This is a genomic window from Cloacibacterium sp. Arc13, assembly GCF_041431305.1.
Lineage (GTDB): Bacteria > Bacteroidota > Bacteroidia > Flavobacteriales > Weeksellaceae > Cloacibacterium > Cloacibacterium caeni_B.
In genome coordinates, this window is the sequence record NZ_JASMRM010000016.1 from 1 (window position 1) to 24566 (window position 24566).

Sequence of the window (24566 nt, forward strand, 5' to 3'; positions counted from 1 at the left end):
TTTTAATCCTAAAATAATTTGTCGTTTGTTCATTCTTTTACACTTTTTTGTGTAAAGCTATTTTAGGACAAGACAGACCGCCCCGATGATAGAACCGCCCAAAAGCAAATACCCACCGAACGCAACAACAGTTGCAGGAAGTGCAACCGGAGCTGCCACAAGAACACCGCCAACTGCTGATAAAGCCAATCCAAGATTTCTAACAATTCTGAACCATTTTGGCGTTGGTTCCTGAATTCTGCTAACTAGGTTAAGATTTCTCTGTTTCATGATCCTGATTTTTTAATTGGTTAAACTCTAATTTGGAAACTCTCTGTTCCAGAAAATCCACTTTCTGATTGAGAAGGTCATAACTGTTTTTAAACTCTGTCTTGATAAGTAAAGCCATGGTCTTGACTTCTGAAATGTCCTTTTCCATGCTCTTGAAATCGCTGTGTAATTGGCGAATAAAATACGCCACAATCGCAAGGAGAACGGAAGAAAGAGAACCGAACAAAACATTGAGCGTGATTTCTGTTTGCATAATAATAGGCTTTTAGAATTGAAAAATATTTTTAATCTCAATCTGATTATCTTTTCCTGTAGCGGCTTCATAGAGTTTTTTGTAAACCTGCTTGTAAGCATCCACGCTCTGCAGAACCTGAAAATCGCCGTCCTTTTTGATGTAGGAAAGTCCGACAAGTGGACAACCTGCAGTCTGTTCAATCGTGTTTCCGATATGAATGTATACGGAACTAAATGTTGGAAGCTCGGCAATCTCAATCATGCCTTTGTGGATTGGTCCATATTTAGGGAAATACGTTTTGTTCATTCCGCCCCAAGTATTTAAACGCAGTTTGAAAATACCTTCGGGAATGGCTGTTTTATGCATGATTTTCTTATCGCGTATTTTATCTTCCAAGAGAAAGCATTGGAAAATGCCGTCAATATAGAGATGGGAAAGAGTGCTTTCCTTGCCTTGTGCTACTCTGATGATTTTTGTTTTCATAACTGATTAGGTATTTGTGAATTAAATAATTGAAATAAAAAGGGCTTCCCGATTTGGGAAGCCCTTTGAAGATTTTATCCTAAAATACTTCCTCTATTTTGAGACAGTTTCCGCTCGCAAACGGATAATAATTTCCGTTAACTTCCTGAAAGAACTCAATGCCGATACACTGAACCACCGAAACTTTATTGTCCAACACAGGAGCTCCCGGAAGTGTTGCTGTAATGGTTGAACCTGCATAAGCCGCATTCAAAGGAATGTATGGAGAATAAGCGATGTTAGTCAACTCGTTATTCACCATATCGTCAGGCTCATAACTTCCTGTGGTCGGGTTGTAGGAAAAATCAGAAAGAACCGCCAAAGCATTAATCAGTCTGAAATGGGTTGCACCTGAAGGAGCAGAGATTAGATCAGCAGGATTAAAAGCAGCCACGATGAAATCTGAAGAAGTTCTCGCAGCGTCCGGCTCAATGTCATACGGAGCATTGAAGATGCCTGAGATTGAAAGGTTTTTGTTAAATTCAAATCCAAGCAGATAATTCTTCTGTGTGGAAACTTCAACCTTTCTGTAACCTCTCGCTTCGGTTCCGTCCTCAAGGTTGATTTTCTTCATGATCGAAGTCAATCTTCCAGTTACCTGTGGATCCGTAAATTTTCCCATAAGAGCGGAAAGCGCCGTTCTTAACGATTTGCCGACTTTGGCGCATCCGCCAAATTCGTTCATATTTTCGCGCGTTCTTTCGAACTCAGGGGCGTTGTTCACCTGTTCAGCAGTTGGACCGCCGACCATACCTGCGAAGAAGCCTTCCTGACCTTTGATTTTGAAGTGTCTCACGTCGCCAATCGTTCCGACGTATTTCATAAGACCTTTTTGTCTTGCCATTGTTTTAAATTTTAAAAATTAGAAAAGAGAGAAAAACACTGTTGTCTAGACAGATACAAATTTCATTTATTAACTTTGAAAAAACAATAGTTAAAATACTGTAAATCAATGAAATACAACGAAATTAGTGCAAACCTTAACGAAATGGAAGACAGCACAACAGGAAATCCGTCCGCAAAATATTTTCAGATTAAAAACATCCATGTCCAACCGTTTTGGATTGTGGAAGAAGTTTTGGACGGCGACAGTCTAAAAATAAAACAGGAATTCACACAGGAAAGGCGTGAAATAAGACTTTACGGTTTGGATGCACCGGAAGTTCATTTTTCCAGAAAGATGCGGGAGGATGAAGCGAAAAGCGGTATTCCTGCCAGTTTACTGCTTCAGTATGGATTACAAAGTTTAGATTATGTTTTGAGTGTTTGTCCACCCGGCACACGGATCACAGTTTTAACAGAACTGGATAACCGCACAGATTTTTGGCTGAGAGATTTGGCGTATATCATTCTGCCTTCCGGCGAATGTCTGAATGAATTATTGCTTGTAAACGGTTGGGCAAAAGCAGCAAATTCATATTTTTGCACTCATTTACCTTATTTTCAGTATATTTGTTTCCAAGCCCAAAAGCAAAAGAAAGGTATTTACAGTTTTATAGAACATTTTTAATTTGTTGTACTTATGTTGTACTTTACCGCCAATAAATTAACTATAAAGCCCTATTTAAAGCACCTTGCAAACGAATTACATTTATTTGAGTGTTGGCAGAAATTTTATAAAAACCCGTCATAAAAAGAAAACTCGGGAATTCTTACAATAGTCGGAATAGCCGAAACAGCGACTTTAAAATGTCTGAAAGTAAGCATTTTAACATCTAAAGTTTTTATGAAAAACACAAATTTATTTCTTGTAGCATTTACTTGCTCTACACTTATCTCCTGTGGTTCTTGGGTGAGAATTGGAGATTTAACTTCTATCAGTAACAGAAATTTGGATGATAGTAAAAAATATGTCCTCTTGAATCGAGAAGTCGAAGGAATTGCAGACGCAGATACAGATGCGTTGGAAAATGCTATTGACAACTTGACCAAAAAATATGAAGGTGAATTTATTCGGAATGCGAAAATTTTTGTTCGTGACAACGGTAAAAAAGTAAAAGTTGTAGGTGATGTTTGGGGAATTCAAAATGCAATGGTTTCTGTGAATACTTCTGCCAATGCAGAAATTAAACTTGAAGTTGGTGACTCTGTGGTTTTTAAAAGAAAAGGAGATATTATTGACGGAAAAATTATTGGAATTAACTCAAATGTCTTGATTGTAGAATATGGGAAAGGCAAAAAGACTGAACTAAAATTTGATGAAGTAACAAAAACTAACAAATAAATTAACAAAAAATGAAAAAAATATTCTTATTAACAACCATTACTTTATTTTTTCTATCTTGTAGTAGAGATGAAAACTCTTCTTCCTCTTCATCTTCAACAACAAATACTCAAACAACTACTACTTCTATAAAAATGAATGTAGTTAACGCTCAAAATGTTCCGCAATCAAACGTCATTGTTATGATGTTTAAAAGCAAAGTAACAAGTTCGGCAAATCTTCCAGCCATAGAAAAACAAGTAACTTCTGACAGCAATGGTTTAGCAAATTTTGATTTATCAACATATATTACAAGCGACATTCCAACAACTTACTATTTTGAAGCGTTCAGACAGCAAGGAAATAATTTGGTTTGGGTAAGCACAATTCATCCTGAAATTTCAATCAAAAAAAATACACAAGTAACTACAAGTATTATAGTGAATTAAAAAAAACTTCTGCCAACATAGTATTGCCAAAAAAGCGGGGTTGAAGGAATTCTTTGAGCGTTTAGTGAAAATAGTCGCAAAAATTTTCCCCTTTTCCAAAGAAAATTTGTAAGTTTGAAAAAGGGAAAAATTTTTGCTTCGGGAAGTGTTTCTTTTGAAATCTCGGTTATAAAAAGCCCGCTTCTTCGGCAATACTTTTCCCGTTAGCTGCAATGTTAAAAAAACGCCGTGATAGAACTAAACAAAAAAGAAAGATTAAGTCAAATAATTGAACTTGCTTGGGAAATAATTTTTCAGAAAATAATTTCAAAAAAATTAACCATTAATAAAGAATCTAGTCTTCAACTACATTTATCAAAGACAATTTTTGATTTGGGAAATTTATACTGTATTTTTCCAAACGAAGATTTTGAAATAGAAATGGAAACAAAATATGAAAAGAAAAGTATTGATATTGTTTGCATTTTGCGTGACAACACTGAAGAAGTAAAATGCGCAATCGAATTAAAATGTTTTATGAAAAATAGTAATAGAGCAAAAGATATTGACTGTTATGATGCTTTGATTGATATCGAAAGACTTCAAAATTTCGATGGATTTGATTTGACAAAATTTATTTGTTTGACTGACCACAAATATTATGCAGAAACAGTCCAAAAAGGGAAAGCAAAATCAGTTTCAATAATGAATGGAACCAAATATCTTGCCGAGACAGAAATTGTTCCAGGTTGGAAAGACGAATGGAAAATTAAAAGAGATAAATCAATTATTTTTAAACGTGACATTGAATTTAATTGGACGAATAAAGAAAATTGGTATTTCTTGCTAATGAATATCTAAAAAACACTGCAGCTAACATAGTATTGGCAAAATGCGGGGTGAAGTGCAAAATTGAAAAGCAGAAAAAATAATCCGCTCATGCTTTTCAATTCTGCAATTTTTTGTAAGTTAGCAGTATTGAAAAAGCATTCGCTACGTTGGTGTTTCTTGAACTTTTCGTTCTTCGAAAGCCCGCACTTCGCCAATACTTTTTCCGTTGTGCGTCAGCTTAAAAGACAAGACCCCGATAATGGAAATACCACCTTAATATAAAAGAAGTGATTATGAAGGGTGGAACTTTTCAGGGACAACTTTCAGCATTTCAATAAAACAATCTTCCCATTGACTTGGAGATAGATTCACGATTTTTAAGTTCAAATTAATTCCAAATTTTTCGGAAATCTCATTAACCTGACTTTTTCTGAATATTAATTTTAAAGCCGTTCTGACAGGTAAATTAGGTTTTTGTAACAGAAAGGATAGAAAATTTAAATATTTGACTTTCTGATTAAAATCAATATGTAAAGGTTTTCGTTCAATTTTAAGAAAAGCAGACTTAACAGTTGGAGGAGGTATAAAACTATTAGGATTTATTTCGTAAACTATCTTCAAACTATAAAATGTATGATATAGGATAGTGTAAGGATTAAAGATTTTGTCTACAAATAACTTTTTAGCAGGTTCTAATTGCAGGAAAATTGAACCGCCCTGAAAACTTTCCATATTTTCAAACATCAATATTTTTAAAATTTCTGATGTTATACCAAATGGTATGTTAGAAACAACCTTAAACGAAAAATTAGGAATTTTATAATTCCTGAAATCACATCCAAAAACTTGAATGTTTTGAGTTTGTTTAAATTTGTGTTTTAGATGCGTTATTAACTCAAAATCATTCTCAATCGCAATGACTAATTTTGCCTTTTGTAGTAGATGTACAGTTAGAAATCCTTTTCCTGCACCAATATCTAAGACCGTATCGTTTTGATTAATTCTTGATTGTTTTATTGCATCTTCAATTAGCACTTTGTCAATTGTAAAGTGCTGACCTGTAAATCTTACAGGCAATTTATTTTTATTCATTATGACTTCTTACAGGTGGAATGCAAAATTAGTAACTTTGCTTCAATTTACAATAAGAAAATGAAATAAATAAAAGCCGAACGCACAACAAAGTGTATATGCCATAAGGGTTTCAGTGGGTATTCAAGCATTGTAGCCCGCTCAAACTTTCGTGTCGGTGGACAGGGAACTACTCCGCAATCCCTTACGGCACATACACTCGACCGTTATCTGCGATTATAAACCAAACCTGCATAAAAATGAAACAACTTTTGACATTCTTATTTTTTGTGACGACAATAAATCTTTTTGCACAAAATGTGCCTTACGAAAAACTAAATATTTATAAAACTAAATTTAACGATGCAATCCCCGTATTAAATGTTGCGACATTTCATTTTGGAGAAACCTCTGACGCATCTTCAACGAAATTCGATGAGAACAATAAAAAAAATCAAACTGAGGTAAGAAAGGTCGCGAAACTATTAGCGGAATTCAAACCAACAATTATTGTCATTGAAGATTTGTCCAAGAATGATAGTTTAAGAAATGCTGATTATTTGAATTATGTAAAAAATCCTGCTACAAAATATAAAAAACCTACTGAAATAGAATTACTCGCTTATGAAGTTGGAAGATTAAGTGAGGCAAAGAAAATTTACGGAATTGATTTCAAAGAAGGTTATAACTACTACATAGCAAATGAACTTACTAACGTGGTTGACAAAAATACCGCAAATAAATATTGGAAAATGCTCGATGAAAATGAAAAGGAAAATCCAGAAGAAGGCATCCCTTTTTATGAATTATTTAAACTAAATAATCACCCACAATATCTAGAAAGTTTAATCATAATGAATGCAGATGTTTTGACCTTTAGTTCAAGTAAAGGAAAATCCGAGGGTGCAGATGAAGCAGGAAAATTTTATCACCGAAATCTTGTAATGTTTTCAAATCTTAATCAAATACCGGTTACAAAGAACGATAGGATTTTTATTTTAATGGGCGGAACTCATACTGCACTCTTTATGGATTTTTTGAAAAGAAGTCCGAAATATATTGTAGAAAATACATTTGATTACCTAAAATAACCGCAGATAACATCGGTTTGGCAATATGGCGGGTTTAGTGCTTAATCGAAGATTTTTGCTTCCGTTGAAGTTCAGTGATTATAGAAAGTTTTAGTTTCCTTATCCGCCACATCGCCAATCCGAGAACCGTTATCTGCAAGCATATCCAAACCCATTTCATAGAAGGAATTTCACAAAAAAACTATCTAAGAATTTAAATTATAGTAATTTTATCTTAACAAAAAGTAATAACAAACAATGAAATATTTATATTTAGCATTAGCGATTGTTCTTGAAGTTTTAGGTTCAAGTTTTATGAAAGCATCTGACGGATTTTCAAAACTTTTACCCACGACAATAACAATAATAGCATATATTGCTTGCTTTTTCTTCCTTTCTCAAGCATTAAAATCAATACCTTTAGGAATTGCTTATGCGATTTGGGGAGGTTTAGGAATTGTCTTAACTGCATTGATTTCAGTAATTATCTTTAAACAATCTTTGGATTTACCAGCAATTATTGGAATTATTTTGATTGTTGCAGGTGTTTTTGTTATGAACTTTTTCTCTAAATCTTCAACACACTAAAAAATGCCTGCAGATAACATGGGTTTTGCAAGATGCGGGGTTGAAGTAAATCTCAGAAAATTTGTAGAAAATACCCGCAAACAACTTTTCCATTTTTTAGTTTTTTCGTAATTTTAAAAAATGGAAAAAGTTTTTGCTAGCGTTCGGTTATCCTCTCCACTTCCGGTTGCAGTAGCCCGCACCTCGCAAAGCCCTTTCCCGTTGTGTGCCATTTTAGGACGACCGTACTCCGACAGAAAAGTTGAGCAAAAATTTCAACTTGACTTAATCCCCTAACAAACAATTATTGTATCTTTGTAAAAATAAAGAAATCAATTTGACTTTGAATGAAAACAGTAGTAAAACAGAGTAGCAAAAATAAATTCGGACAATACTTTACACCAAAAGTAGTGGCGGATTTTATGCTTGGTTTGGCTGACATTTCCACTAATTCAAAAATTTTAGAACCCTCTTGTGGCGAAGGTGTTTTTTTAGAAATCCTGCAACAGAAAGGCTATAAAAATCTAACAGCTTACGAAATTGACCAAGACTTGGCGACAGAATTTTCTTGTGTTCGCTACGAAAGTTTTGTGTCTGCAAATATTGACGACAAGTTTGATTTAATCATCGGAAATCCGCCTTACATACGTTGGAAAAATTTGGAAGACGAGCTAAAACAGGAGCTTTCACTCAATCCGATTTGGAATAAATATTTTAATTCGCTTTGCGATTATCTTTATATTTTCATTCTCAAATCTATTGAACTTTTGAATGAAAACGGACAACTAATTTTTATTTGCCCAGAGTATTGGATGAATACAACTCATTCCGTTACGCTTCGCAATTATATGGTGCAACACGGCTATTTTGAAGAAATTTATCATTTCAACGAAACACCGATTTTTGACAAAGTAACGGTTTCAATCGTTATTTTTAAGTTTGTAAAAAGCAAAGGAAAATCAGACAAAATTAAGGTTGCAAAATTTTACGCTAATCAAAAACTGACTTCCGAAACGCTTGAAAATCTGAAAAATCAAATTCCGTTTAAAGACGCAGAATATTTGCAAGTTTCACAATTTAAGACCAATGAACGTTGGTTGTTGCAAAGTGATGAAGTTCGGAAAGAATTACAGATATTAGAAACCGTTTGCCAAAAACACGCTCCGACATCTTTACTTAGTTTTTTTGACGAAGGAAAAACGGAGTTTCACACGATTGGCGAAATTTGCGACATCGGCAACGGGCTTGTTAGTGGGCTTGATAAAGCATTTCAAGTAAACGGACACGAACTAAATAGTGCCGAAAAATCAGCAACTATTAACGTAGTTAAAGCCAAAGATTTGACACCGTTTTTTGCTGAAAGCATCACGAAATACATTTTTATCAATGAGAATTTAGAAGAAACCGAATTTCAAAAAACATATCCTAATTTTTATTTGCACTTTCAGAAATACAAAACAGATTTAGAAAAACGCTATCAATACAATCGCAAAATCAATTATTGGGAGTGGGTTTTTCTACGAAATTTCAATTTGTTTAGCAAAGCCGACAAACGAATTTTTGTACCTTGCAAAGAAAGAATTTCCAATAAAAATTATTTCCGTTTTGCACTCGTTGAAAGTGGCACTTTCCCCACGCAAGACGTTACTGCAATTTTCAAAAAGTCCGAAACCAAAGAAAGTATTGAATACATTTTGGCTTATCTCAATCAACCGATAATTTTTGATTGGCTGAAATGCAACGGTATTGTAAAAGGAAATATTGTTGAGTTTTCGGAAAAACCGATTGCAAGTATTCCATTCAGAAAAATTGATTGGAACAACGAAGATGAAGTTTCATTACACAATTCTATTACCGATATTACTCAACAATTTTTGACTAACAAAGACGAAAAGTTGTTTTCAAAAATCAATCCATTGTTTAACCAACTTTTTGAAATTAAATGAACGTAAATTACACCAAGTTAGCAAAGAATTTAAAAGGGACTTCCGTTCCGAAACCACTTTCGGGAACATTATCGGGACACGCAGCAGGAGAACCGTTTGACAAACACGTTTACGCTGAAATCAAAAAACAATTCCCGAAAAATACGTTTCGTCAATACGAATATTTGAACGATTTGTTTAGCAAAAATCCGAACGTAATCGGGTTTCAAGCAAGACAGGCATTGTTCAATTCGCCAACCGTTTTGTTTTTGCTAAGTCGTGGAAAAAATGCAACAGACAAATGGAGTATTGAGAATCCGTTTGACGAAAAACAAAACGACACAGCCGACATTTTAGTAGTTAAAGACGATTTTTACGAAATCATTGACATTAAAACTCGTAATGTTTCAAAATCGGCACAACCGCCAAACATTATTTCTGCATTTAAGTTAGCACAAGTTTGTGCTAAAATGCTTGATAATAAAGAATTTGACGATTTTACAATCAACTATTTTGAAATTGATTGGCTGTTGGACAACGATAAATTAGTTTGCCACGACACACATTTTGCTTGTTTGTTCAAAGCACAACCGAGCGACTTATACATTAATTGGGCAGCAGCTATGCAAATTCAGTTTCACGTTCGGGACTTAGACCAATCATTTAACGGAACTATGGAAAGTTGGGCGAAATCTTACTTGAAACATTTCGTAACACAAGCCAAAAAACGTGCAGACGATATGATTACGAAATTTGTAAAACCGTTTGAAAAATATATCAAATAAAAACGGCACACAACAAGGGTTTGGCGATAGTGGCAGAAAACGGCTTCGATTGAACATTTCTGCAAAATTGAAAGTTAGTACATCTATCAAACTTTCGTGCTAAAAGTGCCACCATCGCCAAGCCCCGAACCGTTAGCAGAAATTTTGTAACAAAATACAGTTATAAATTGTCTTTAAAGGAGAAAACTAAAAAATGGAAAATTTAACTTTAACTAAATTTCGTAGGAAATTTTTATTCACATCTTTCCTATTTATATTTGCAACTCATAAAATTTATGCGCAAAATTTAACAGAAAAGCAATTCGTTGAAGATTTAGAATTTCTTAAAACCGAATTACCTCAAAGACATAAAAATTTGTTTGCAAAAATCTCTGAAAAAGAATTCAATCTAAAAATTTTAGAAATCGAAAGTAAAAGCAAAAATCTAAATGAAGAAACTTTTGAAATTGAACTTTACAAATTAATCAAAGAAATTGGTGACGAACACACTAGAATAGAACCAAAATATCCAACAATTTTTCCCATACATTTTGATTTCTTTAAAGAAGGCATTTTTGTGACAGAAACTGATTCTATCAATTCAAGTTTGCTTTTCAAAAAACTTAACGGAATCGAAAAAATTTCGGTAAAAAACGTAATCAAAAAATATAAAACAATTATTAAAGATGATAATAAATCTTACTTTGTAAATTACTTTCTAAACTTTGTGAATAATCCGAAAATATTAAAAGGCTTGAATATTACACAATCAGATTCAAGTGCTAAATTCGTCTTAGACAAACAGGAAATAATACTTTCAGCAGAAAATAAAAGAACTTCTTCTAACACTTTAAATTCTCATCTTTTAAGATTCAAAACCAAGGACAATTATTGGTATGAATTTTTAGAGAACAATAAAATATTATACTTTAATTATCAGGATTGTTCCGAACAAAACGGAAAACTGTTTGAAACTTTTAACAAAGAATTATTCAATATCATTGAAACTCAAAAGCCTGAAAAACTTATTATAGATTTACGAAATAACAGTGGCGGAAATTCAGCAATATTAAAACCATTTTTAGAAAAATTAAGAACAAGCTACATTAACAAAAAAGGTTCTCTATACGTTTTAATTGGCAAGAAAACTTTTTCTTCTTCTTTAATGAATGCTATTGATTTGAAAAGAAATTACAACTCAATTCTAATAGGAGAGTCAACAAGCGGAAATGTTAATCATTATGGAGAAACAAGAGGCTTTTATCTTCCAAATTCAAAGATAATTGTTGGTTATTCAACGAAATTTTGGGAAAATTGGAAAGGTTATTTTGGTCCGCTAATTCCAGATATTCCAATAAAATATTCAATTGAAAATTATAAAAATAACATAGACGAAGCAATTGAATATGTAAAATTCGAGAAATAAAAAACTTCTGCTAACACGGGTAACTGTTGCACAACTCCTTTTTTTAGAAAATAGTTTTCAAAAACATAAAATTTTGACCTCGTTTAAGTACTTTTAAGCGAGGTTTATTTTTTAGTTAACGGTCAAAATGCTTAAAATTGGGGTGCTTAAAATTGAGTTATTGATGCTTGGGAAGACTGATTTACAAAAGCAAAGTTCTTCCCTTGTTTTAAGGCAATAACTTGGGCTAAAACACTTGGTTTTATTCTTCTTTCCTTGCATGAATAAATTTATAAAATATCCTATTGAAATACTAATTTTTATATATTTGAGTTGTGCAACATGCACATCGGTTTCCAAAAAACGGCAATAAATCATGCATAGAACCATTTTCAAATTCACTTCTCTATAAAAAACAAAAACCTCTCAAAATTTGAGAGGTTTCCATTTTATAAATTTGTTAAAATTATCTGTTTTCCATAGGAACGTAATCACGTTTTGGAGCACCTTGATACACTTGTCTTGGTCTACCAATTGGGTCACCGTGAAGACGCATTTCTTTCCATTGAGAAATCCATCCTGGTAAACGTCCTAATGCGAACATTACTGTAAACATTTCTGTAGGAATTCCTAATGCTCTGTAGATAATACCAGAGTAGAAATCTACGTTTGGATATAGTTTTCTTTCTACGAAGTAATCATCTTCTAGTGCTACTCTTTCTAGTTGCATTGCAATGTCTAGAGCTTTGTCGTGAACTCCTAGTTTGTTTAAGATATCGTCTGCAGCTTTTTTGATGATTTTAGCTCTTGGGTCAAAGTTTTTATAAACTCTATGCCCGAATCCCATTAATCTGAAGCTGTCTTCTTTATCTTTTGCCTTTTCTACATATTTAGCAACATCTCCACCGTCTTTTTCAATCATTTCTAACATTTCGATTACTGCTTGGTTTGCACCACCATGAAGTGGTCCCCATAATGCAGAAACTCCCGCAGAAATAGATGCAAATAAACCTGTGTGAGCAGAACCTACCATTCTTACTGTAGAAGTAGAACAGTTTTGTTCGTGGTCTGCGTGTAGAATTAATAATTTATCTAGCGCAGCTACCACTACTGGATCAATTTCGAACTCTTCGTATGGTTTTCTGAAAGTCATTTTGTAGAAATTCTCTACATAATTTAGACTGTTATCTCCGTGGTTAAGCGGGAAACCATTGGTTTTTCTGTAAGTCCAAGCACAAAGATGAGCGAATTTAGCCAATAATAATTCTGCAGCATGGTCCATTTCTTCTTTAGATTTTACGTCTACAGCTTTTGGGTTAAATGCTGTAAGAGCAGAAGTAAGAGCAGAAAGTACACCCATTGGATGCGCAGAACGAGGGAAAGCATCAAGAATTTTTTTCATTTCTTCGGCTACGAAGTTGTAATTCTTAATGTTATTCTCGAATTGAGTAAACTGAGAAGCGTTTGGTAATTCACCGTGAAGCAATAAGTACATTACTTCAGAAAAATTAGATTTCTCAGCAATTTGCTCAATAGGATAACCTCTGTAGAAAAGTTCTCCCAAATCACCATCTAAGTAAGTAATATCACTTAAAGTGGCTCCTGTATTTTTATAGCCTAGGTCTAAAGTAATAAGTCCGGTTTGATCTCTCAATTTAGAAATATCAATACCTCTATCACCAATTGTGCTTTCTACGATAGGATACTCATAAGAATTTCCGTCGTAATTGAGTATAACTTTATTATCTGACATGTTTTAGAATATATTTTCAGTAAAAATACAAAAAAAAGAATTTTACCGAAAACTTTCTATTATGCAAACCTATTTATTTTTACTATATCTGTAATAAACTTGCTAAATTGATATAGTTGCTGTTTTTAAAAATAAAATTACTATGAAGAATCCACAAAAAAACCTCCTGAAGTAGGAGGTTTTTCAGATTTATGTAAATAAATTATCTTTTAATTTTAAAAGCATCTAATCCTGGGAAAATTGCATTTTCTCCTAGAGCTTCCTCGATTCTTAATAATTGGTTATACTTCGCCATTCTATCAGAACGAGAAGCAGAACCTGTTTTAATCTGACCACAGTTGCAAGCTACCGCTAAATCTGCAATTGTAGCATCTTCAGTTTCACCAGATCTGTGAGACATTACAGAAGTATACTTATTATGCTGAGCCATTTGTACCGCTGCTAAAGTTTCAGATAATGAACCGATTTGGTTTACTTTAACCAAGATAGAATTAGCAATATTTTCTTTAACACCTCTAGAAAGTCTTTCTACGTTTGTTACAAATAAATCGTCTCCTACTAATTGTACTCTATCACCGATTTTATCAGTTAACATTTTCCAACCTTCCCAGTCATTTTCTTGCATACCATCTTCAATAGAGATAATTGGATATTTGTTTACCAATTCTGCTAAGTAAGAAACTTGTTCGCTGCTTGTAAATTGTGCAGAATCTGGAGTTTGGAATTTTCTATAATCGTAGATTCCATCTTTGTAGAATTCTGAAGAAGCACAGTCTAAGGCAATCATTACATCATCACCTGGTTTGTAACCTGCTTTTTCGATTGCTTTAAGTAATGTATCTAAAGCGTCTTCAGTTCCTTTGAAAGTTGGCGCAAAACCACCTTCGTCCCCTACAGCAGTAGATAAACCTCTGTCATGAAGAATAGATTTAAGATTATGGAAAATTTCAGTCCCTTTTCTCAAAGCGTGAGAGAAAGAATCTGCTTTTACTGGCATAATCATAAATTCTTGGAATGCAATTGGCGCATCTGAGTGAGAACCACCATTGATTACATTCATCATCGGAACGGGAAGTGTATTAGAATTTACACCACCAATATATTTGTAAAGAGGCTGTCTTAATTCAGCAGCAGCAGCTTTAGCAGCAGCTAAAGAAACTCCTAAAATAGCATTAGCACCTAAGTTTCCTTTGTTGTTTGTACCATCTAAGTCAATCATAATTTGATCGATAAGATTTTGGTCAAAAACTGGAAGTCCTACTAATTCTGGAGCGATTACTTCTTTTACATTTTCTACGGCCTTCAATACGCCTTTCCCCATATATTCTGAACCTCCATCGCGCAATTCTACTGCTTCGTGTTCTCCGGTAGAAGCACCAGAAGGAACAGCTGCACGTCCCATTGCACCGCTTTCGGTAAATACATCAACTTCTACAGTTGGATTTCCTCTAGAATCCAAAATTTGTCTTGCTTCAATAAATGAAATGTAACTCATATTATTCTATTTTAAAGTTTCTATTGTAGGGCTAATCTTTCAAAAAAAATGAAGACCAGCTCTTTTCTTATTTTTTGCATTGCAAATTTACGCATAATTTAGCAATGTAAGTTTATGATTTTTGTAGGGTATTTTTTGTATTTTTAAAACATAAAATCCTTCAAATTTTATTTAAAGATACTTATTAATTTTTAAAAAATTGCAATGAAAAAATCTTTTAACTATATCTTAATATTAGGCATCATCGGCGTTATCAGCTGTGATAATAAAAACAAAACAGTAATAGAAAAGGAAGTAAAAGTAATCAAAATAATAGATGCTAATGGAGTAAGCAAAACAGATTCTATAATTTTAGAAAATACCAATTTAGAGGGCAAGATTACCAAAACCGAAAATAAAATTGAAAAAAAGGAGTACGTTTATCATGCTTTTGACGGTACGGAAGCGAGTGTAACTTTTACTACGGGAATTAAGGAAGGTAACTTCATCCTTATCGAAAGAAACAAACTCAAGATAGAATTACCCGAGATCGAAAGTGATATTTATGAAAAAGATGGTATAAAGGCAATATCTAAAGGCGATTTACTAACCATTACCCAAAACGGACAAATTTTCGAGTTAAGTCGTAAAAAATAAGCATAAAAAAACCATTCAGAAATCTGAATGGTTTTTTATTTATAGAAATTCTGAGAATTATTCTTCAGTTTTTTCTTCTGTAGCTTCAGCTTTTGGCTCTTCTACTACAGCAGTTTCTTCTACCACTGGAGCAGCTACTACAGCAGCTTCTTTCTTAGTAGATCTTCTGCTTCTTCTAGTTGCTTTTTTCTCTTCTGCATTAGGATTGTAAAGTTCATTGAAATCTACAAGCTCTATTAATGCAGTGTCTGCAGCATCACCAGGTCTGAAACCAGTCTTGATGATTCTAGTATAACCACCATTTCTGGTAGCAATTTTAGGAGCTACAGTTCTGAAAAGTTCTGCAACTGCTTCTTTACTTTGTAAGTAAGAGAAAGCAATTCTTCTGTTGTGCGTAGTATCTTCTTTAGCTTTAGTTAAGATAGGTTCTACGTATACTCTTAAAGCTTTAGCTTTAGCAACAGTAGTATTTATTCTTTTATGTTCAATTAGTGAGCATGCCATGTTAGAAAGCAAAGCGCTTCTGTGAGAGGCTGTTCTACCTAAGTGATTGAATTTTTTTCCGTGTCTCATTGTTAAGGATTATTTATCAGCGTCTAACTTATATTTTGCAACATCAAACCCGAAGTTTAGTCCTTTTGAGTGAACAAGTTCTTCAAGTTCTGTCAATGATTTCTTACCGAAATTTCTGAATTTCATCAAATCAGACTTACTATAAGAAACTAATTCACCTAGAGTTTCTACTTCAGCTGCTTTTAGACAGTTAAGAGCTCTCACAGAAAGATCCATATCTGCTAATTTAGACTTAAGTAATTGTCTTGTGTGAAGGGTTTCTTCATCGTATTGGATTGATGCTTTTACAGCTTCAGTTTCTAGAGTAATTCTCTCATCAGAGAATAACATGAAATGATAAATTAATATCTTAGAAGCTTCAGTTAAAGCATTTTGAGGGGTGATAGAACCATCCGTCTCAATGTCTAATACTAGTTTTTCGTAGTCTGTTTTTTGCTCTACACGATAGTTTTCAATGCTATATTGAACTTTCTTAATAGGAGTAAAGATAGAGTCAATTGCAATCGTTCCTATAGGTGCATTGTTAGATTTGTTTTGTTCTGAAGGAACATAACCTCTTCCTTTGTCGATGTTGAAATTCATTTCGAAAGACACCTCTTTTGTCAAGTTGCAGATTACTAAGTCTGGATTAAGTACCTCGAAGTTATTCATCGAGCTAGCAAAATCACCTGCAGTGATTACTTCTTTACCAGAAATTTTCACACTTACTTGTTCTGCTGATGCGTTTTCTACTTTTGCTTTAAGTCTTAATTGCTTAAGGTTAAGGATGATTTCCGTAACATCTTCTATTACACCTGGAATTGTTGAAAATTCGTGCTCTACTCCTTCTATTTTGATAGATGTGATAGCATATCCTTCTAGAGAAGAAAGTAAAACTCTTCTCAAAGCATTACCGATAGTAAGTCCGAATCCTGGCTCTAATGGTCTAAATTCGAATTGACCTTTGAAATCCGTAGAATTAAGTAGAATTACTTTGTCGGGTTTTATGAATTGTAAAATTGCCATAATATTGGGTTGAGCAAAAATTTGATTAAAATTATTTAGAGTATAATTCGACGATTAGCTGTTCTTTGATATCTTCAGGGATCTGAATTCTTTCAGGAGCTGAGATAAAAGTACCTTCTTTCTTTTCGTCGTTAAATTGTAACCATTCATAAGATGATTTAGAAGCTAATGAATCAGCAATTACTTCTAGAGATTTAGATTTTTCTCTAATAGCGATTACGTCACCTGCTTTTAATAAATATGAAGGGATGTTTACAATTTCTCCGTTTACTGTTACGTGTCTGTGAGAAACTAACTGTCTAGCACCAGCTCTGGTTTTAGAAAAACCTAATCTGTATACTACGTTATCTAATCTAGATTCACATAATTGTAAAAGAACCTCACCTGTAACGCCTTTGCTTCTGTGCGCTTTATCGAAAAGGTTAGCAAATTGTCTTTCTAAGATACCGTAAGTATATTTAGCTTTTTGTTTTTCAGCTAACTGTACAGCATATTCAGATTTTTTAGCACCTCTTCTTTTGTTAGGTCCGTGTTGTCCTGGTGGTTGATTTTTTCTTTTTTCGAAACTTTTATCGTCTCCGTAAATTGCAGCACCAAATTTACGTGCAATTTTAGTTTTTGGTCCAATATATCTTGCCATAGGTTAAATTTCTAAAAATTAAACTCTTCTTCTTTTAGGTGGTCTACATCCATTGTGTGGCATAGGAGTCACGTCAATGATTTCTGAAACTTCAATTCCTGAATTGTGAATAGATCTGATTGCAGATTCTCTACCTGCACCTGGACCTTTCACAAACACCTTTACTCTTCTTAAACCAGCTTCATAAGCTACTGAAGAGCAATTTTCTGCAGCCATTTGAGCTGCGAATGGAGTATTCTTTTTAGAACCTCTGAATCCCATTTTACCGGCAGAAGACCAAGAAATTACTTCTCCGTTTTTGTTTGTCAAAGAAATAATAATATTATTGAAAGAAGCTTGGATATGTGCTTCACCAATAGCTTCTACTTTTACTTTTCTTTTTTTAACTACTTTAGTTTGTTTTGCCATAATTCTAATCTAAAGATTATTTACTTGCTTTTTTCTTGTTAGCAACTGTTTTTCTCTTTCCTTTACGGGTTCTAGAATTGTTTTTCGTTCTTTGGCCTCTTAAAGGTAATCCCAGTCTGTGACGTATTCCTCGTTGGCAACCTATGTCCATCAATCTCTTGATGTTCAATTGCACTTCAGAACGTAATTCACCTTCTACTTTAATGTTTTCAGTGATGTAATTTCTGATTGCAGCCAATTCATCGTCATTCCATTCGTTGACTTTCTTGTCTTCGCTGATACCGGCATTTTTAAGGATTTCAGAAGCTGTGCTTCTACCAATTCCGTAAATGTAAGTTAAACCGATAACGCCTCTTTTGTTTTTTGGTAAATCAATACCTGAAATTCTCGCCATAATTTAATTTTAGCCTTGTCTTTGTTTAAATTTTGGGTTCTTCTTGTTAATAATGTACAATCTGCCTTTTCTTCTTACGATTTTGCAATCTGCACTTCTTTTTTTAATTGATGCTCTAACTTTCATTAGTATTTAATTTAATATCTAAATGTTATTCTTCCTTTTGATAAATCATAAGGAGAGAGTTCTAATTTTACCTTATCTCCTGGTAAAAGTTTTATGTAATGCATTCTCATTTTCCCTGAAATATGAGCGATGAGAACATGCCCATTTTCCAGTTCCACACGGAACATGGCGTTAGATAGTGCTTCCACTATAACGCCATCTTGTTCTATATGTTTTTGTTTTGCCATAGATGTTTTTTATAAGTTTGATGTTCTAGATAATTTAGATTGCATCAATCCATCATAGTGATGGTTCAACAAATACGTATTGATTTGCTGAACTGTATCTAAAATTACTCCTACCATGATCAATAAAGAAGTTCCTCCGAAAAAATGGGAGAATCCTTCAGTCTGAACAAAGCCTCCATGCACTAAAGCTGGAAGGATTGCAAAGATAGATAAAAAAAACGCACCTGGCAAGGTTATTTTAGATAAAATATCATCTAAGTAATTTGCAGTCTCTTGTCCTGGTCTTACTTTCGGTATTAAACCTCCATTTCTCTTTAAGTCATCTGCCATTTGATTCACTGGAATAGTGATGGCTGTGTAGAAATAAGAGAAGATGATAATTAAAATTACTAATAATACATTATACTGCCAGCTGAATGGATTTTTGAATCCTGCTAAGAAAGTATTGGTATCATCGAATTTAGTTAACAAACCAGGAACAAACATTAATGCTTGTGCGAAAATTAGTGGCATAACTCCAGATGCATTTACTTTTAGAGGAATCCATTGTCTTGCTCCTTGTAATAAATTTCTGTTTGCACCACCTGTTGCGTGAGCTCTACTTACATACTGAATAGGAATTTTTCTTACCGCAACTGAAAGTACAATTGCTAATAAGATTACTACCAACCAGAATAAAACTTCGATTAGGATCATAATGCTTCCTAAACCTCCGTTTCCTGTTTGAGTAGTAAATTCTTGTAAAAATGCAGTTGGTAAACCAGCTAGAATCCCTACCATGATTAAGATAGAAATCCCGTTACCAATGCCTTTATCTGTAATTTTTTCTCCTAACCACATTGCAAAGATAGAACCTGCAACTAATATCACTACACTTGGAACATAAAATGCAATAGATTGCGGATCAATATAATACGCAGATCTAAACTGTTCGTAAGGTAAAAAAACCTGTGTAATAGTACCTAGGTAAAATGGTGCTTGTACGAGACAAACACCTATTGTTAACCATCTTGTAATTTGATTTAAGGTTTTTCTACCACTTTCACCATCTTTCTGAAGTTTCTGTAAATAAGGAATTGCCATTCCCATAAGCTGCACAATAATAGATGCAGAAATGTACGGCATGATTCCTAAAGCCATGATTGAAGCATGACTGAAAGCTCCTCCAGTAAATGATGATAATAGACCTAATAGACCTGCAGCTTGTTTACCGCCACCTTGTTTCTGAAAATGATCTAATAAATTTCCTACTTCTGCCATGTTAATAGCTGGTAGAGAAATATAAGAAGCAAATCTATATACTAGAATCAAAGAAAGAGTGACAATAATCTTGTCCCTCAATTCTTGTAAACTCCAGATGTTTTTAAGTGTTTGAATAAAACCTTTCATTTGTTTTTATTAAAGAGTGATCGCTTTACCTCCTGCTTTAGAGATTGCCTCTTCAGCAGATTTAGTGAATTTGTTAGCAGAAATAGAAACAGAAGATTTAAGTTCTCCTCTACCCATAATTTTCACTAATTCATTTTTAGAAGATAAACCATTTTCCACCAATACTTCTTTAGTAACTTCAGAAAGATTTTTAGCGTCTACTAATGCTTGAATAGTATCAAGATTAATAGCTCTGTATTCTTTTCTGTTAATGTTATTAAATCCGAATTTTGGTAATCTTCTTTGTAAAGGCATCTGACCACCTTCAAAACCTATTTTCTGTGAGTAACCAGCTCTTGATTTTTGACCTTTGTGACCTTTTGTAGATGTACCACCTTTGCCACTACCTTGTCCTCTACCTACTCTTTTTGAATTATGAGTAGCTCCAGATGCTGGTTGAATATTATTTAAATTCATTTTGTTAAAATTTAATTAGTTTTCCTGTACTTCTACTAAATGTCTCACTGCTGCTACCATACCTAAGATAGATGGAGTAGCTTCGTGTTCTACAACTTGGTTTAATTTTTTAAGACCAAGAGCTACTAAAGTATCTTTTTGTACTTTAGGTCTTTTGATAGCACTTCTTACTTGTTTGATTTTAATTGTTGCCATGATATAAAAAATTAACCGTTAAACACTTTAGTTAAAGAAATTCCTCTCATTCTTGCAATTTCTTCTGGTCTTCTGATATCTAACAATGCTTTGAAAGTTGCCTTTACCACATTGTGAGGGTTAGAAGAACCTTTAGATTTTGAAAGTACATCATGTACTCCTGCAGATTCTAGTACCGCTCTTACCGCACCACCTGCGATTAATCCTGTACCGTGAGAAGCTGGTCTTAAGAAGATATCAGCACCACCGTATCTAGCAGAAGTTTGGTGAGGGATTGTATGATTCATTACAGGAACTTTCACTAAATTTTTCTTAGCATCTTCTACTGCTTTAGCAATAGCAGAAGCAACTTCTTTAGATTTACCTAAACCGAAACCGATTACACCGTCTTCATTACCTACTACTACGATTGCAGAAAATCCGAAAGCTCTACCTCCTTTGGTTACTTTAGTTACTCTGTTTACGGCAACTAGACGATCTTTAAGCTCTAGACCACCTGGTTTTACTCTTTCTATATTATCTAATCCTAACATAATTTTTTAATTTTTAAAATTTCAAACCACCTTCTCTAGCACCGTCTGCAAGAGCTTTTACTCTACCGTGATATACGAAACCGTTTCTATCAAAAACTACTTTTTCAAATCCAGCAGCTAAAGCTTTTTCAGCAATTTTCTTACCTACTGCAGTTGCAACTTCAGTTTTAGTTCCATAAGCATCTACTCCTTTCTCTCTAGAAGAAGCAGCTACTAAAGTTTTACCTTCTTTATCGTCAATTAATTGAGCGTAGATTTCTTTGTTACTCTTGTAAACAGAAAGTCTTGGCGCTGAAGAAGTTCCAGAGATTTTGCCTCTTACTCTTCTTTTAATTCTATCTCTTTTTTGTACTTTTGTTAATGCCATTGTCTTAATTTTTAAGCAGATTTACCAGCTTTACGTCTAATTATTTCACCAACGAATTTCACACCTTTACCTTTGTATGGTTCTGGTTTTCTAAATGAGCGAATTTTAGCAGCCACCATTCCCAATAATTGTTTGTCATAAGATGACAAAGTGATGATTGGGTTTTTACCTTTTTCTGTTAAAGTATCGATTGTAATTTCACTTGGAAGTTCTAATACGATACCGTGAGAGAAACCTAGAGCTAATTCTAGTTTTTGACCAGAGTGAGATGCTCTATAACCTACCCCTACTAATTCTAATTTTTTTGTGAAACCTTCAGAGGTTCCCACCACCATATTATTGATTAACGCTCTATAAAGACCGTGTAATGCTTTATGATTTTTAGCTTCAGATGGTCTGCTTACAGTGATTTTACCATCTTCTTGCTCAAGAGTAATTCCGCCTGTAATTTCTTGAGAAAGTTCTCCTTTAGGACCTTTCACAGTTACTACATTATCGTTTACAGTAACTGTAACACCTGCAGGAATTTCTATAATTGATTTACCAATTCTTGACATTTCTTCCTAATTTTTACAATTAATAAACATAGCAGATTACTTCGCCACCTACTTTTTCTTCTCTGGCTTTCTTATCAGTCATTACTCCCTTAGAAGTAGAGATGATAGCTACACCTAAACCGTTTAATACTCTTGGTAATTCTTCTGTACCAGCGTATTTTCTCAAACCTGGTCTAGAAGCTCTTTGGATAGACTTAATAGCCGGTTTGTTAGTTTGCTTATCATATTTCAAAGCGATTTTGATAGTCCCTTGAACAGCGTTATCTTCAAACTTGTAGTTTAAGATGTAACCTTGATCAAATAAGATTTTCGTAATCTCCTTTTTGATTTTTGATGCAGGAATTTCCACCACTTTGTGGCCTGCGCTTTGTGCGTTCCTTACTCTAGTTAGGAAATCTGAAATTGGATCTGTTACCATTTTTTTATTTTAAATTATTATTGGTGAATGATATTCAGTATTGCAGATGGCTTTTAATTTTGAGGCTAAAAGCCATAAGCAACTTAAATATCTTGATTAAAAACTAATTGTTACCAACTTGCTTTTTTAACTCCCGGGATAAGACCATTGTTAGCCATTTCTCTGAAAGTAACTCTCGAAATACCGAAAGTTCTCATGTAACCTCTTGGTCTTCCTGTTAATTTACATCTGTTGTGTAATCTTACAGGTGAAGCGTTTTTAGGTAATTTCTGAAGTGCTTCATAATCACCTGCTTCTTTTAGGGCAGCTCTTTTAGCAGCATATTTAGCAACTAGTGCTTCTCTTTTGCGCTCACGCGCTTTCATTGATTCTTTTGCCATTTCTTAGTTCTTTTTAAACGGTAAACCGAAATGAGTTAATAATGCTTTTGCTTCTTTGTCAGTTTTAGCAGTAGTAACGAAAGTGATGTCCATCCCTTGGATTTTTTTCACTTTGTCGATCACGATTTCTGGGAAGATAATTTGCTCAGTAATCCCTAAGTTGTAATTACCTCTACCATCGAAACCATCGGCTTTGATACCGTTAAAATCTCTAATTCTTGGTAAAGCAGATGACGTAAGTCTATCTAAAAATTCGTACATTTTTTCTGCTCTAAGCGTTACTCTTGCACCAACTGGCATACCTTTTCTTAATTTGAAAGCTGCCTCGTCTTTTTTAGATAAAGTTCCTACTGCTTTTTGACCAGTGATAGCTGTAAGTTCTTCTACTGCATAGTCTACGATTTTTTTGTCTGCAGTTGCAGCACCTAAACCTTGAGACACAACAATTTTTTCTAATTTAGGTACTTGCATGATAGATTTGTACCCAAATTCTTCCATCATTGCTGGAACAATTTTTTCTGTATATAATTTTTTGGGTCTTGCTACGTATTCCATAATTAGATTTCTTTACCTGTTGTTTTAGCAATTCTTACTTTTTTATCACCTTCTACTTTATACGCTACTTTTGTAGCTTTTCCGTTTGCATCTACTAGAGATACGTTAGAAATATTGATAGATGCTTCTTTTTCTACGATTCCGCCTTGAGGATTAGATGCAGATGGTTTTACGTGTTTTTTAACAACGTTTACACCTGCTACGATAACTCTAGCATCAGCGTTTTCTTTCTTAATCACTTCTAGAACTTCACCTTTACTACCTTTGTTTTTACCAGTAGTAACGATTACGTTATCTCCTCTTTTTATTTTAACTTTTGCCATTTTTTTTAAAATTTTTAAAATTATAATACTTCAGGAGCTAATGAAATGATTTTCATATATTCTTTGTCTCTCAATTCACGAGCAACTGGTCCGAAAACACGAGTTCCTCTCATTTCTCCAGCAGCGTTTAGAAGAACGCAAGCGTTGTCATCAAATTTGATGTATGAACCATCTTTTCTTCTAACTGCTTTTTTAGTTCTTACGATAACTGCTTTAGATACTTGTCCTTTTTTTGCATTTCCTGATGGAGTAGAATCTTTGATAGTAACTACGATTTTATCACCTACAGAAGCATATCTTCTTCTAGTTCCACCTAGAACTCTGATTACTAGTACTTCTTTTGCACCAGTGTTATCAGCAACTTTTAATCTTGATTCGGTTTGTAACATTACTTAGCTCTTTCAATTATACTTACTAATCTCCATCTTTTATTTTTACTCAAAGGTCTAGTTTCTTGGATTAAAACTTTATCCCCTTCGTTGCACTCATTGTTTTCATCGTGAGCGGTATATTTTTTCGTTTTTAATACGAATTTACCGTACATTGGATGTTTCATTCTCATCGTTTCACTAACTACAATGGTTTTTTCCATTTTATTGCTAGAAACGATTCCGATTCTTTCTTTTCTTAAATTTCTTTCCATGATAAAATGAAATTATTGTTTGTTAGTTAACTCAGTTTCAAGTCTTGCGATTGTTCTTCTTAAATCTCTGATTTGAATAGGATTTTCAATCGGGCTAATTCTGTGCGCTAATTTCATTTTAGTGTAATCAGCTTTAAGAGCAGCTAATTGATTTTTAATATCTCCTGCGCTTAGATTTTTGATGTCAGCTTTTTTCATTTTT

At 33.7% G+C, this 24566-nt stretch carries 37 protein-coding genes; 10 read left to right on the forward strand and 27 right to left on the reverse strand.

What is annotated here, in order from left to right; genetic code table 11:
* Nucleotides 1–57: 57 nt before the first annotated feature.
* The 4 genes from QO190_RS10985 to QO190_RS11000 all read right to left on the reverse strand — a co-directional run bounded on the left by QO190_RS10985 (nucleotide 58) and on the right by QO190_RS11000 (nucleotide 1871).
* Nucleotides 58–270 (reverse strand): hypothetical protein, encoded by a 213-nt coding sequence (locus QO190_RS10985; protein WP_371463726.1) that lies wholly within the window; start codon nucleotides 268–270, stop codon nucleotides 58–60.
* Nucleotides 251–523 carry a hypothetical protein gene (locus QO190_RS10990; protein WP_371463728.1) on the reverse strand — a complete coding sequence of 91 codons (273 nt, stop codon included), beginning with the start codon at nucleotides 521–523 and terminating at the stop codon, nucleotides 251–253. The genes QO190_RS10985 and QO190_RS10990 overlap by 20 nt, the downstream gene beginning before the upstream one ends.
* Nucleotides 524–535: 12 nt before the next feature.
* On the reverse strand, nucleotides 536–988 hold the full coding sequence (locus tag QO190_RS10995) for a DUF5675 family protein (RefSeq protein ID WP_371463730.1): 453 nt from the start codon (nucleotides 986–988) through the stop codon (nucleotides 536–538).
* Nucleotides 989–1067: 79 nt separating this feature from the next.
* Nucleotides 1068–1871, reverse strand: coding sequence for a hypothetical protein (locus tag QO190_RS11000; protein ID WP_371463732.1), 804 nt, complete (start codon nucleotides 1869–1871; stop codon nucleotides 1068–1070).
* Nucleotides 1872–1979: 108 nt separating this feature from the next.
* Between QO190_RS11000 and QO190_RS11005 the strand changes: the two genes are divergently transcribed.
* From QO190_RS11005 to QO190_RS11020, 4 genes are all read left to right on the forward strand, one after another.
* Nucleotides 1980–2537: a thermonuclease family protein gene (locus tag QO190_RS11005; protein WP_371463734.1), complete on the forward strand. Its 558-nt coding sequence runs from the start codon at nucleotides 1980–1982 to the stop codon at nucleotides 2535–2537.
* 216 nt (nucleotides 2538–2753) lie between these two features.
* Complete coding sequence (locus tag QO190_RS11010; protein ID WP_371462850.1) at nucleotides 2754–3251, forward strand: hypothetical protein; 498 nt, start codon at nucleotides 2754–2756, stop codon at nucleotides 3249–3251.
* Between the two features lie 11 nt (nucleotides 3252–3262).
* A complete protein-coding gene (locus tag QO190_RS11015; RefSeq protein ID WP_371462851.1) occupies nucleotides 3263–3679 on the forward strand; it encodes a hypothetical protein in 417 nt (138 codons plus the stop codon).
* Between the two features lie 228 nt (nucleotides 3680–3907).
* Complete coding sequence (locus QO190_RS11020; protein WP_371462853.1) at nucleotides 3908–4519, forward strand: hypothetical protein; 612 nt, start codon at nucleotides 3908–3910, stop codon at nucleotides 4517–4519.
* Between the two features lie 261 nt (nucleotides 4520–4780).
* On the opposite strand, the gene erm is transcribed toward QO190_RS11020, so the two are convergent.
* A complete protein-coding gene (gene erm, locus QO190_RS11025; protein WP_371462855.1) occupies nucleotides 4781–5581 on the reverse strand; it encodes a 23S ribosomal RNA methyltransferase Erm in 801 nt (266 codons plus the stop codon).
* Between the two features lie 239 nt (nucleotides 5582–5820).
* On the opposite strand from erm, the gene QO190_RS11030 reads away from it, so the two are divergent.
* The 5 genes from QO190_RS11030 to QO190_RS11050 all read left to right on the forward strand — a co-directional run bounded on the left by QO190_RS11030 (nucleotide 5821) and on the right by QO190_RS11050 (nucleotide 11312).
* On the forward strand, nucleotides 5821–6651 hold the full coding sequence (locus tag QO190_RS11030; protein WP_371462857.1) for a DUF5694 domain-containing protein: 831 nt from the start codon (nucleotides 5821–5823) through the stop codon (nucleotides 6649–6651).
* 237 nt (nucleotides 6652–6888) lie between these two features.
* Entirely contained in the window at nucleotides 6889–7218 is a 330-nt protein-coding gene (locus QO190_RS11035) for a multidrug efflux SMR transporter (protein ID WP_024565581.1), read from the forward strand.
* Between the two features lie 326 nt (nucleotides 7219–7544).
* Nucleotides 7545–9143, forward strand: coding sequence for an Eco57I restriction-modification methylase domain-containing protein (locus QO190_RS11040; protein WP_371462859.1), 1599 nt, complete (start codon nucleotides 7545–7547; stop codon nucleotides 9141–9143).
* Nucleotides 9140–9907, forward strand: a complete 768-nt coding sequence (locus QO190_RS11045; protein WP_371462861.1) for a HincII family type II restriction endonuclease — start codon at nucleotides 9140–9142, stop codon at nucleotides 9905–9907. Before QO190_RS11040 ends, QO190_RS11045 begins: the two co-directional genes overlap by 4 nt.
* 193 nt (nucleotides 9908–10100) lie before the next feature.
* Complete coding sequence (locus QO190_RS11050) at nucleotides 10101–11312, forward strand: S41 family peptidase (protein ID WP_371462863.1); 1212 nt, start codon at nucleotides 10101–10103, stop codon at nucleotides 11310–11312.
* A gap of 445 nt (nucleotides 11313–11757) precedes the next feature.
* Here the strand turns inward: QO190_RS11050 and QO190_RS11055 are convergent, their stop codons facing one another.
* Nucleotides 11758–13044, reverse strand: a complete 1287-nt coding sequence (locus tag QO190_RS11055) for a citrate synthase (RefSeq protein ID WP_371462865.1) — start codon at nucleotides 13042–13044, stop codon at nucleotides 11758–11760.
* 202 nt (nucleotides 13045–13246) lie between these two features.
* Nucleotides 13247–14539, reverse strand: coding sequence for a phosphopyruvate hydratase (gene eno, locus QO190_RS11060; RefSeq protein WP_371462867.1), 1293 nt, complete (start codon nucleotides 14537–14539; stop codon nucleotides 13247–13249).
* Between the two features lie 204 nt (nucleotides 14540–14743).
* On the opposite strand from eno, the gene QO190_RS11065 reads away from it, so the two are divergent.
* A complete protein-coding gene (locus QO190_RS11065; RefSeq protein WP_371462869.1) occupies nucleotides 14744–15175 on the forward strand; it encodes a hypothetical protein in 432 nt (143 codons plus the stop codon).
* Nucleotides 15176–15232: 57 nt separating this feature from the next.
* On the opposite strand, the gene rplQ is transcribed toward QO190_RS11065, so the two are convergent.
* The 20 genes from rplQ to rpmC form a co-directional block, all read right to left on the reverse strand.
* Nucleotides 15233–15748: a 50S ribosomal protein L17 gene (rplQ, locus tag QO190_RS11070; protein ID WP_371462871.1), complete on the reverse strand. Its 516-nt coding sequence runs from the start codon at nucleotides 15746–15748 to the stop codon at nucleotides 15233–15235.
* 9 nt (nucleotides 15749–15757) lie between these two features.
* On the reverse strand, nucleotides 15758–16753 hold the full coding sequence (locus QO190_RS11075; RefSeq protein WP_213196882.1) for a DNA-directed RNA polymerase subunit alpha: 996 nt from the start codon (nucleotides 16751–16753) through the stop codon (nucleotides 15758–15760).
* A gap of 31 nt (nucleotides 16754–16784) precedes the next feature.
* Nucleotides 16785–17393, reverse strand: coding sequence for a 30S ribosomal protein S4 (gene rpsD, locus QO190_RS11080; RefSeq protein WP_213190001.1), 609 nt, complete (start codon nucleotides 17391–17393; stop codon nucleotides 16785–16787).
* Nucleotides 17394–17411: 18 nt separating this feature from the next.
* A complete protein-coding gene (gene rpsK, locus QO190_RS11085) occupies nucleotides 17412–17801 on the reverse strand; it encodes a 30S ribosomal protein S11 (protein WP_069800926.1) in 390 nt (129 codons plus the stop codon).
* A gap of 16 nt (nucleotides 17802–17817) precedes the next feature.
* Nucleotides 17818–18195 (reverse strand): 30S ribosomal protein S13, encoded by a 378-nt coding sequence (rpsM, locus tag QO190_RS11090; RefSeq protein WP_069800924.1) that lies wholly within the window; start codon nucleotides 18193–18195, stop codon nucleotides 17818–17820.
* Between the two features lie 9 nt (nucleotides 18196–18204).
* Nucleotides 18205–18321: a type B 50S ribosomal protein L36 gene (ykgO, locus tag QO190_RS11095; RefSeq protein WP_004917354.1), complete on the reverse strand. Its 117-nt coding sequence runs from the start codon at nucleotides 18319–18321 to the stop codon at nucleotides 18205–18207.
* Nucleotides 18322–18332: 11 nt separating this feature from the next.
* Nucleotides 18333–18548 (reverse strand): translation initiation factor IF-1, encoded by a 216-nt coding sequence (gene infA / locus QO190_RS11100; protein WP_004917349.1) that lies wholly within the window; start codon nucleotides 18546–18548, stop codon nucleotides 18333–18335.
* 9 nt (nucleotides 18549–18557) lie between these two features.
* On the reverse strand, nucleotides 18558–19937 hold the full coding sequence (secY, locus tag QO190_RS11105; RefSeq protein ID WP_104793864.1) for a preprotein translocase subunit SecY: 1380 nt from the start codon (nucleotides 19935–19937) through the stop codon (nucleotides 18558–18560).
* Nucleotides 19938–19946: 9 nt separating this feature from the next.
* Entirely contained in the window at nucleotides 19947–20393 is a 447-nt protein-coding gene (rplO, locus tag QO190_RS11110) for a 50S ribosomal protein L15 (RefSeq protein ID WP_213190004.1), read from the reverse strand.
* 15 nt (nucleotides 20394–20408) lie between these two features.
* Nucleotides 20409–20588, reverse strand: coding sequence for a 50S ribosomal protein L30 (rpmD, locus tag QO190_RS11115; protein ID WP_069800918.1), 180 nt, complete (start codon nucleotides 20586–20588; stop codon nucleotides 20409–20411).
* A gap of 11 nt (nucleotides 20589–20599) precedes the next feature.
* Nucleotides 20600–21121 carry a 30S ribosomal protein S5 gene (rpsE, locus tag QO190_RS11120; protein ID WP_069800916.1) on the reverse strand — a complete coding sequence of 174 codons (522 nt, stop codon included), beginning with the start codon at nucleotides 21119–21121 and terminating at the stop codon, nucleotides 20600–20602.
* Nucleotides 21122–21134: 13 nt separating this feature from the next.
* Nucleotides 21135–21488: a 50S ribosomal protein L18 gene (gene rplR, locus QO190_RS11125; protein ID WP_371462877.1), complete on the reverse strand. Its 354-nt coding sequence runs from the start codon at nucleotides 21486–21488 to the stop codon at nucleotides 21135–21137.
* Between the two features lie 11 nt (nucleotides 21489–21499).
* Nucleotides 21500–22045, reverse strand: a complete 546-nt coding sequence (gene rplF, locus QO190_RS11130; RefSeq protein ID WP_104793862.1) for a 50S ribosomal protein L6 — start codon at nucleotides 22043–22045, stop codon at nucleotides 21500–21502.
* A gap of 19 nt (nucleotides 22046–22064) precedes the next feature.
* Nucleotides 22065–22463 (reverse strand): 30S ribosomal protein S8, encoded by a 399-nt coding sequence (rpsH, locus tag QO190_RS11135; protein ID WP_069800910.1) that lies wholly within the window; start codon nucleotides 22461–22463, stop codon nucleotides 22065–22067.
* 110 nt (nucleotides 22464–22573) lie between these two features.
* The gene (gene rpsN / locus QO190_RS11140; RefSeq protein WP_069800908.1) at nucleotides 22574–22843 is read right to left on the reverse strand and encodes a 30S ribosomal protein S14; all 270 of its coding nucleotides are present in this window, start codon (nucleotides 22841–22843) and stop codon (nucleotides 22574–22576) included.
* A 3-nt stretch (nucleotides 22844–22846) separates the two neighbouring features.
* Nucleotides 22847–23398, reverse strand: a complete 552-nt coding sequence (rplE, locus tag QO190_RS11145) for a 50S ribosomal protein L5 (RefSeq protein WP_069800905.1) — start codon at nucleotides 23396–23398, stop codon at nucleotides 22847–22849.
* Between the two features lie 2 nt (nucleotides 23399–23400).
* On the reverse strand, nucleotides 23401–23721 hold the full coding sequence (gene rplX, locus QO190_RS11150) for a 50S ribosomal protein L24 (protein WP_104793861.1): 321 nt from the start codon (nucleotides 23719–23721) through the stop codon (nucleotides 23401–23403).
* A gap of 20 nt (nucleotides 23722–23741) precedes the next feature.
* The gene (rplN, locus tag QO190_RS11155) at nucleotides 23742–24110 is read right to left on the reverse strand and encodes a 50S ribosomal protein L14 (protein WP_069800901.1); all 369 of its coding nucleotides are present in this window, start codon (nucleotides 24108–24110) and stop codon (nucleotides 23742–23744) included.
* Entirely contained in the window at nucleotides 24110–24367 is a 258-nt protein-coding gene (gene rpsQ, locus QO190_RS11160; RefSeq protein ID WP_104793860.1) for a 30S ribosomal protein S17, read from the reverse strand. Before rpsQ ends, rplN begins: the two co-directional genes overlap by 1 nt.
* 9 nt (nucleotides 24368–24376) lie before the next feature.
* Nucleotides 24377–24562, reverse strand: coding sequence for a 50S ribosomal protein L29 (gene rpmC / locus QO190_RS11165; protein ID WP_069800897.1), 186 nt, complete (start codon nucleotides 24560–24562; stop codon nucleotides 24377–24379).
* Nucleotides 24563–24566 lie beyond the last annotated feature (4 nt).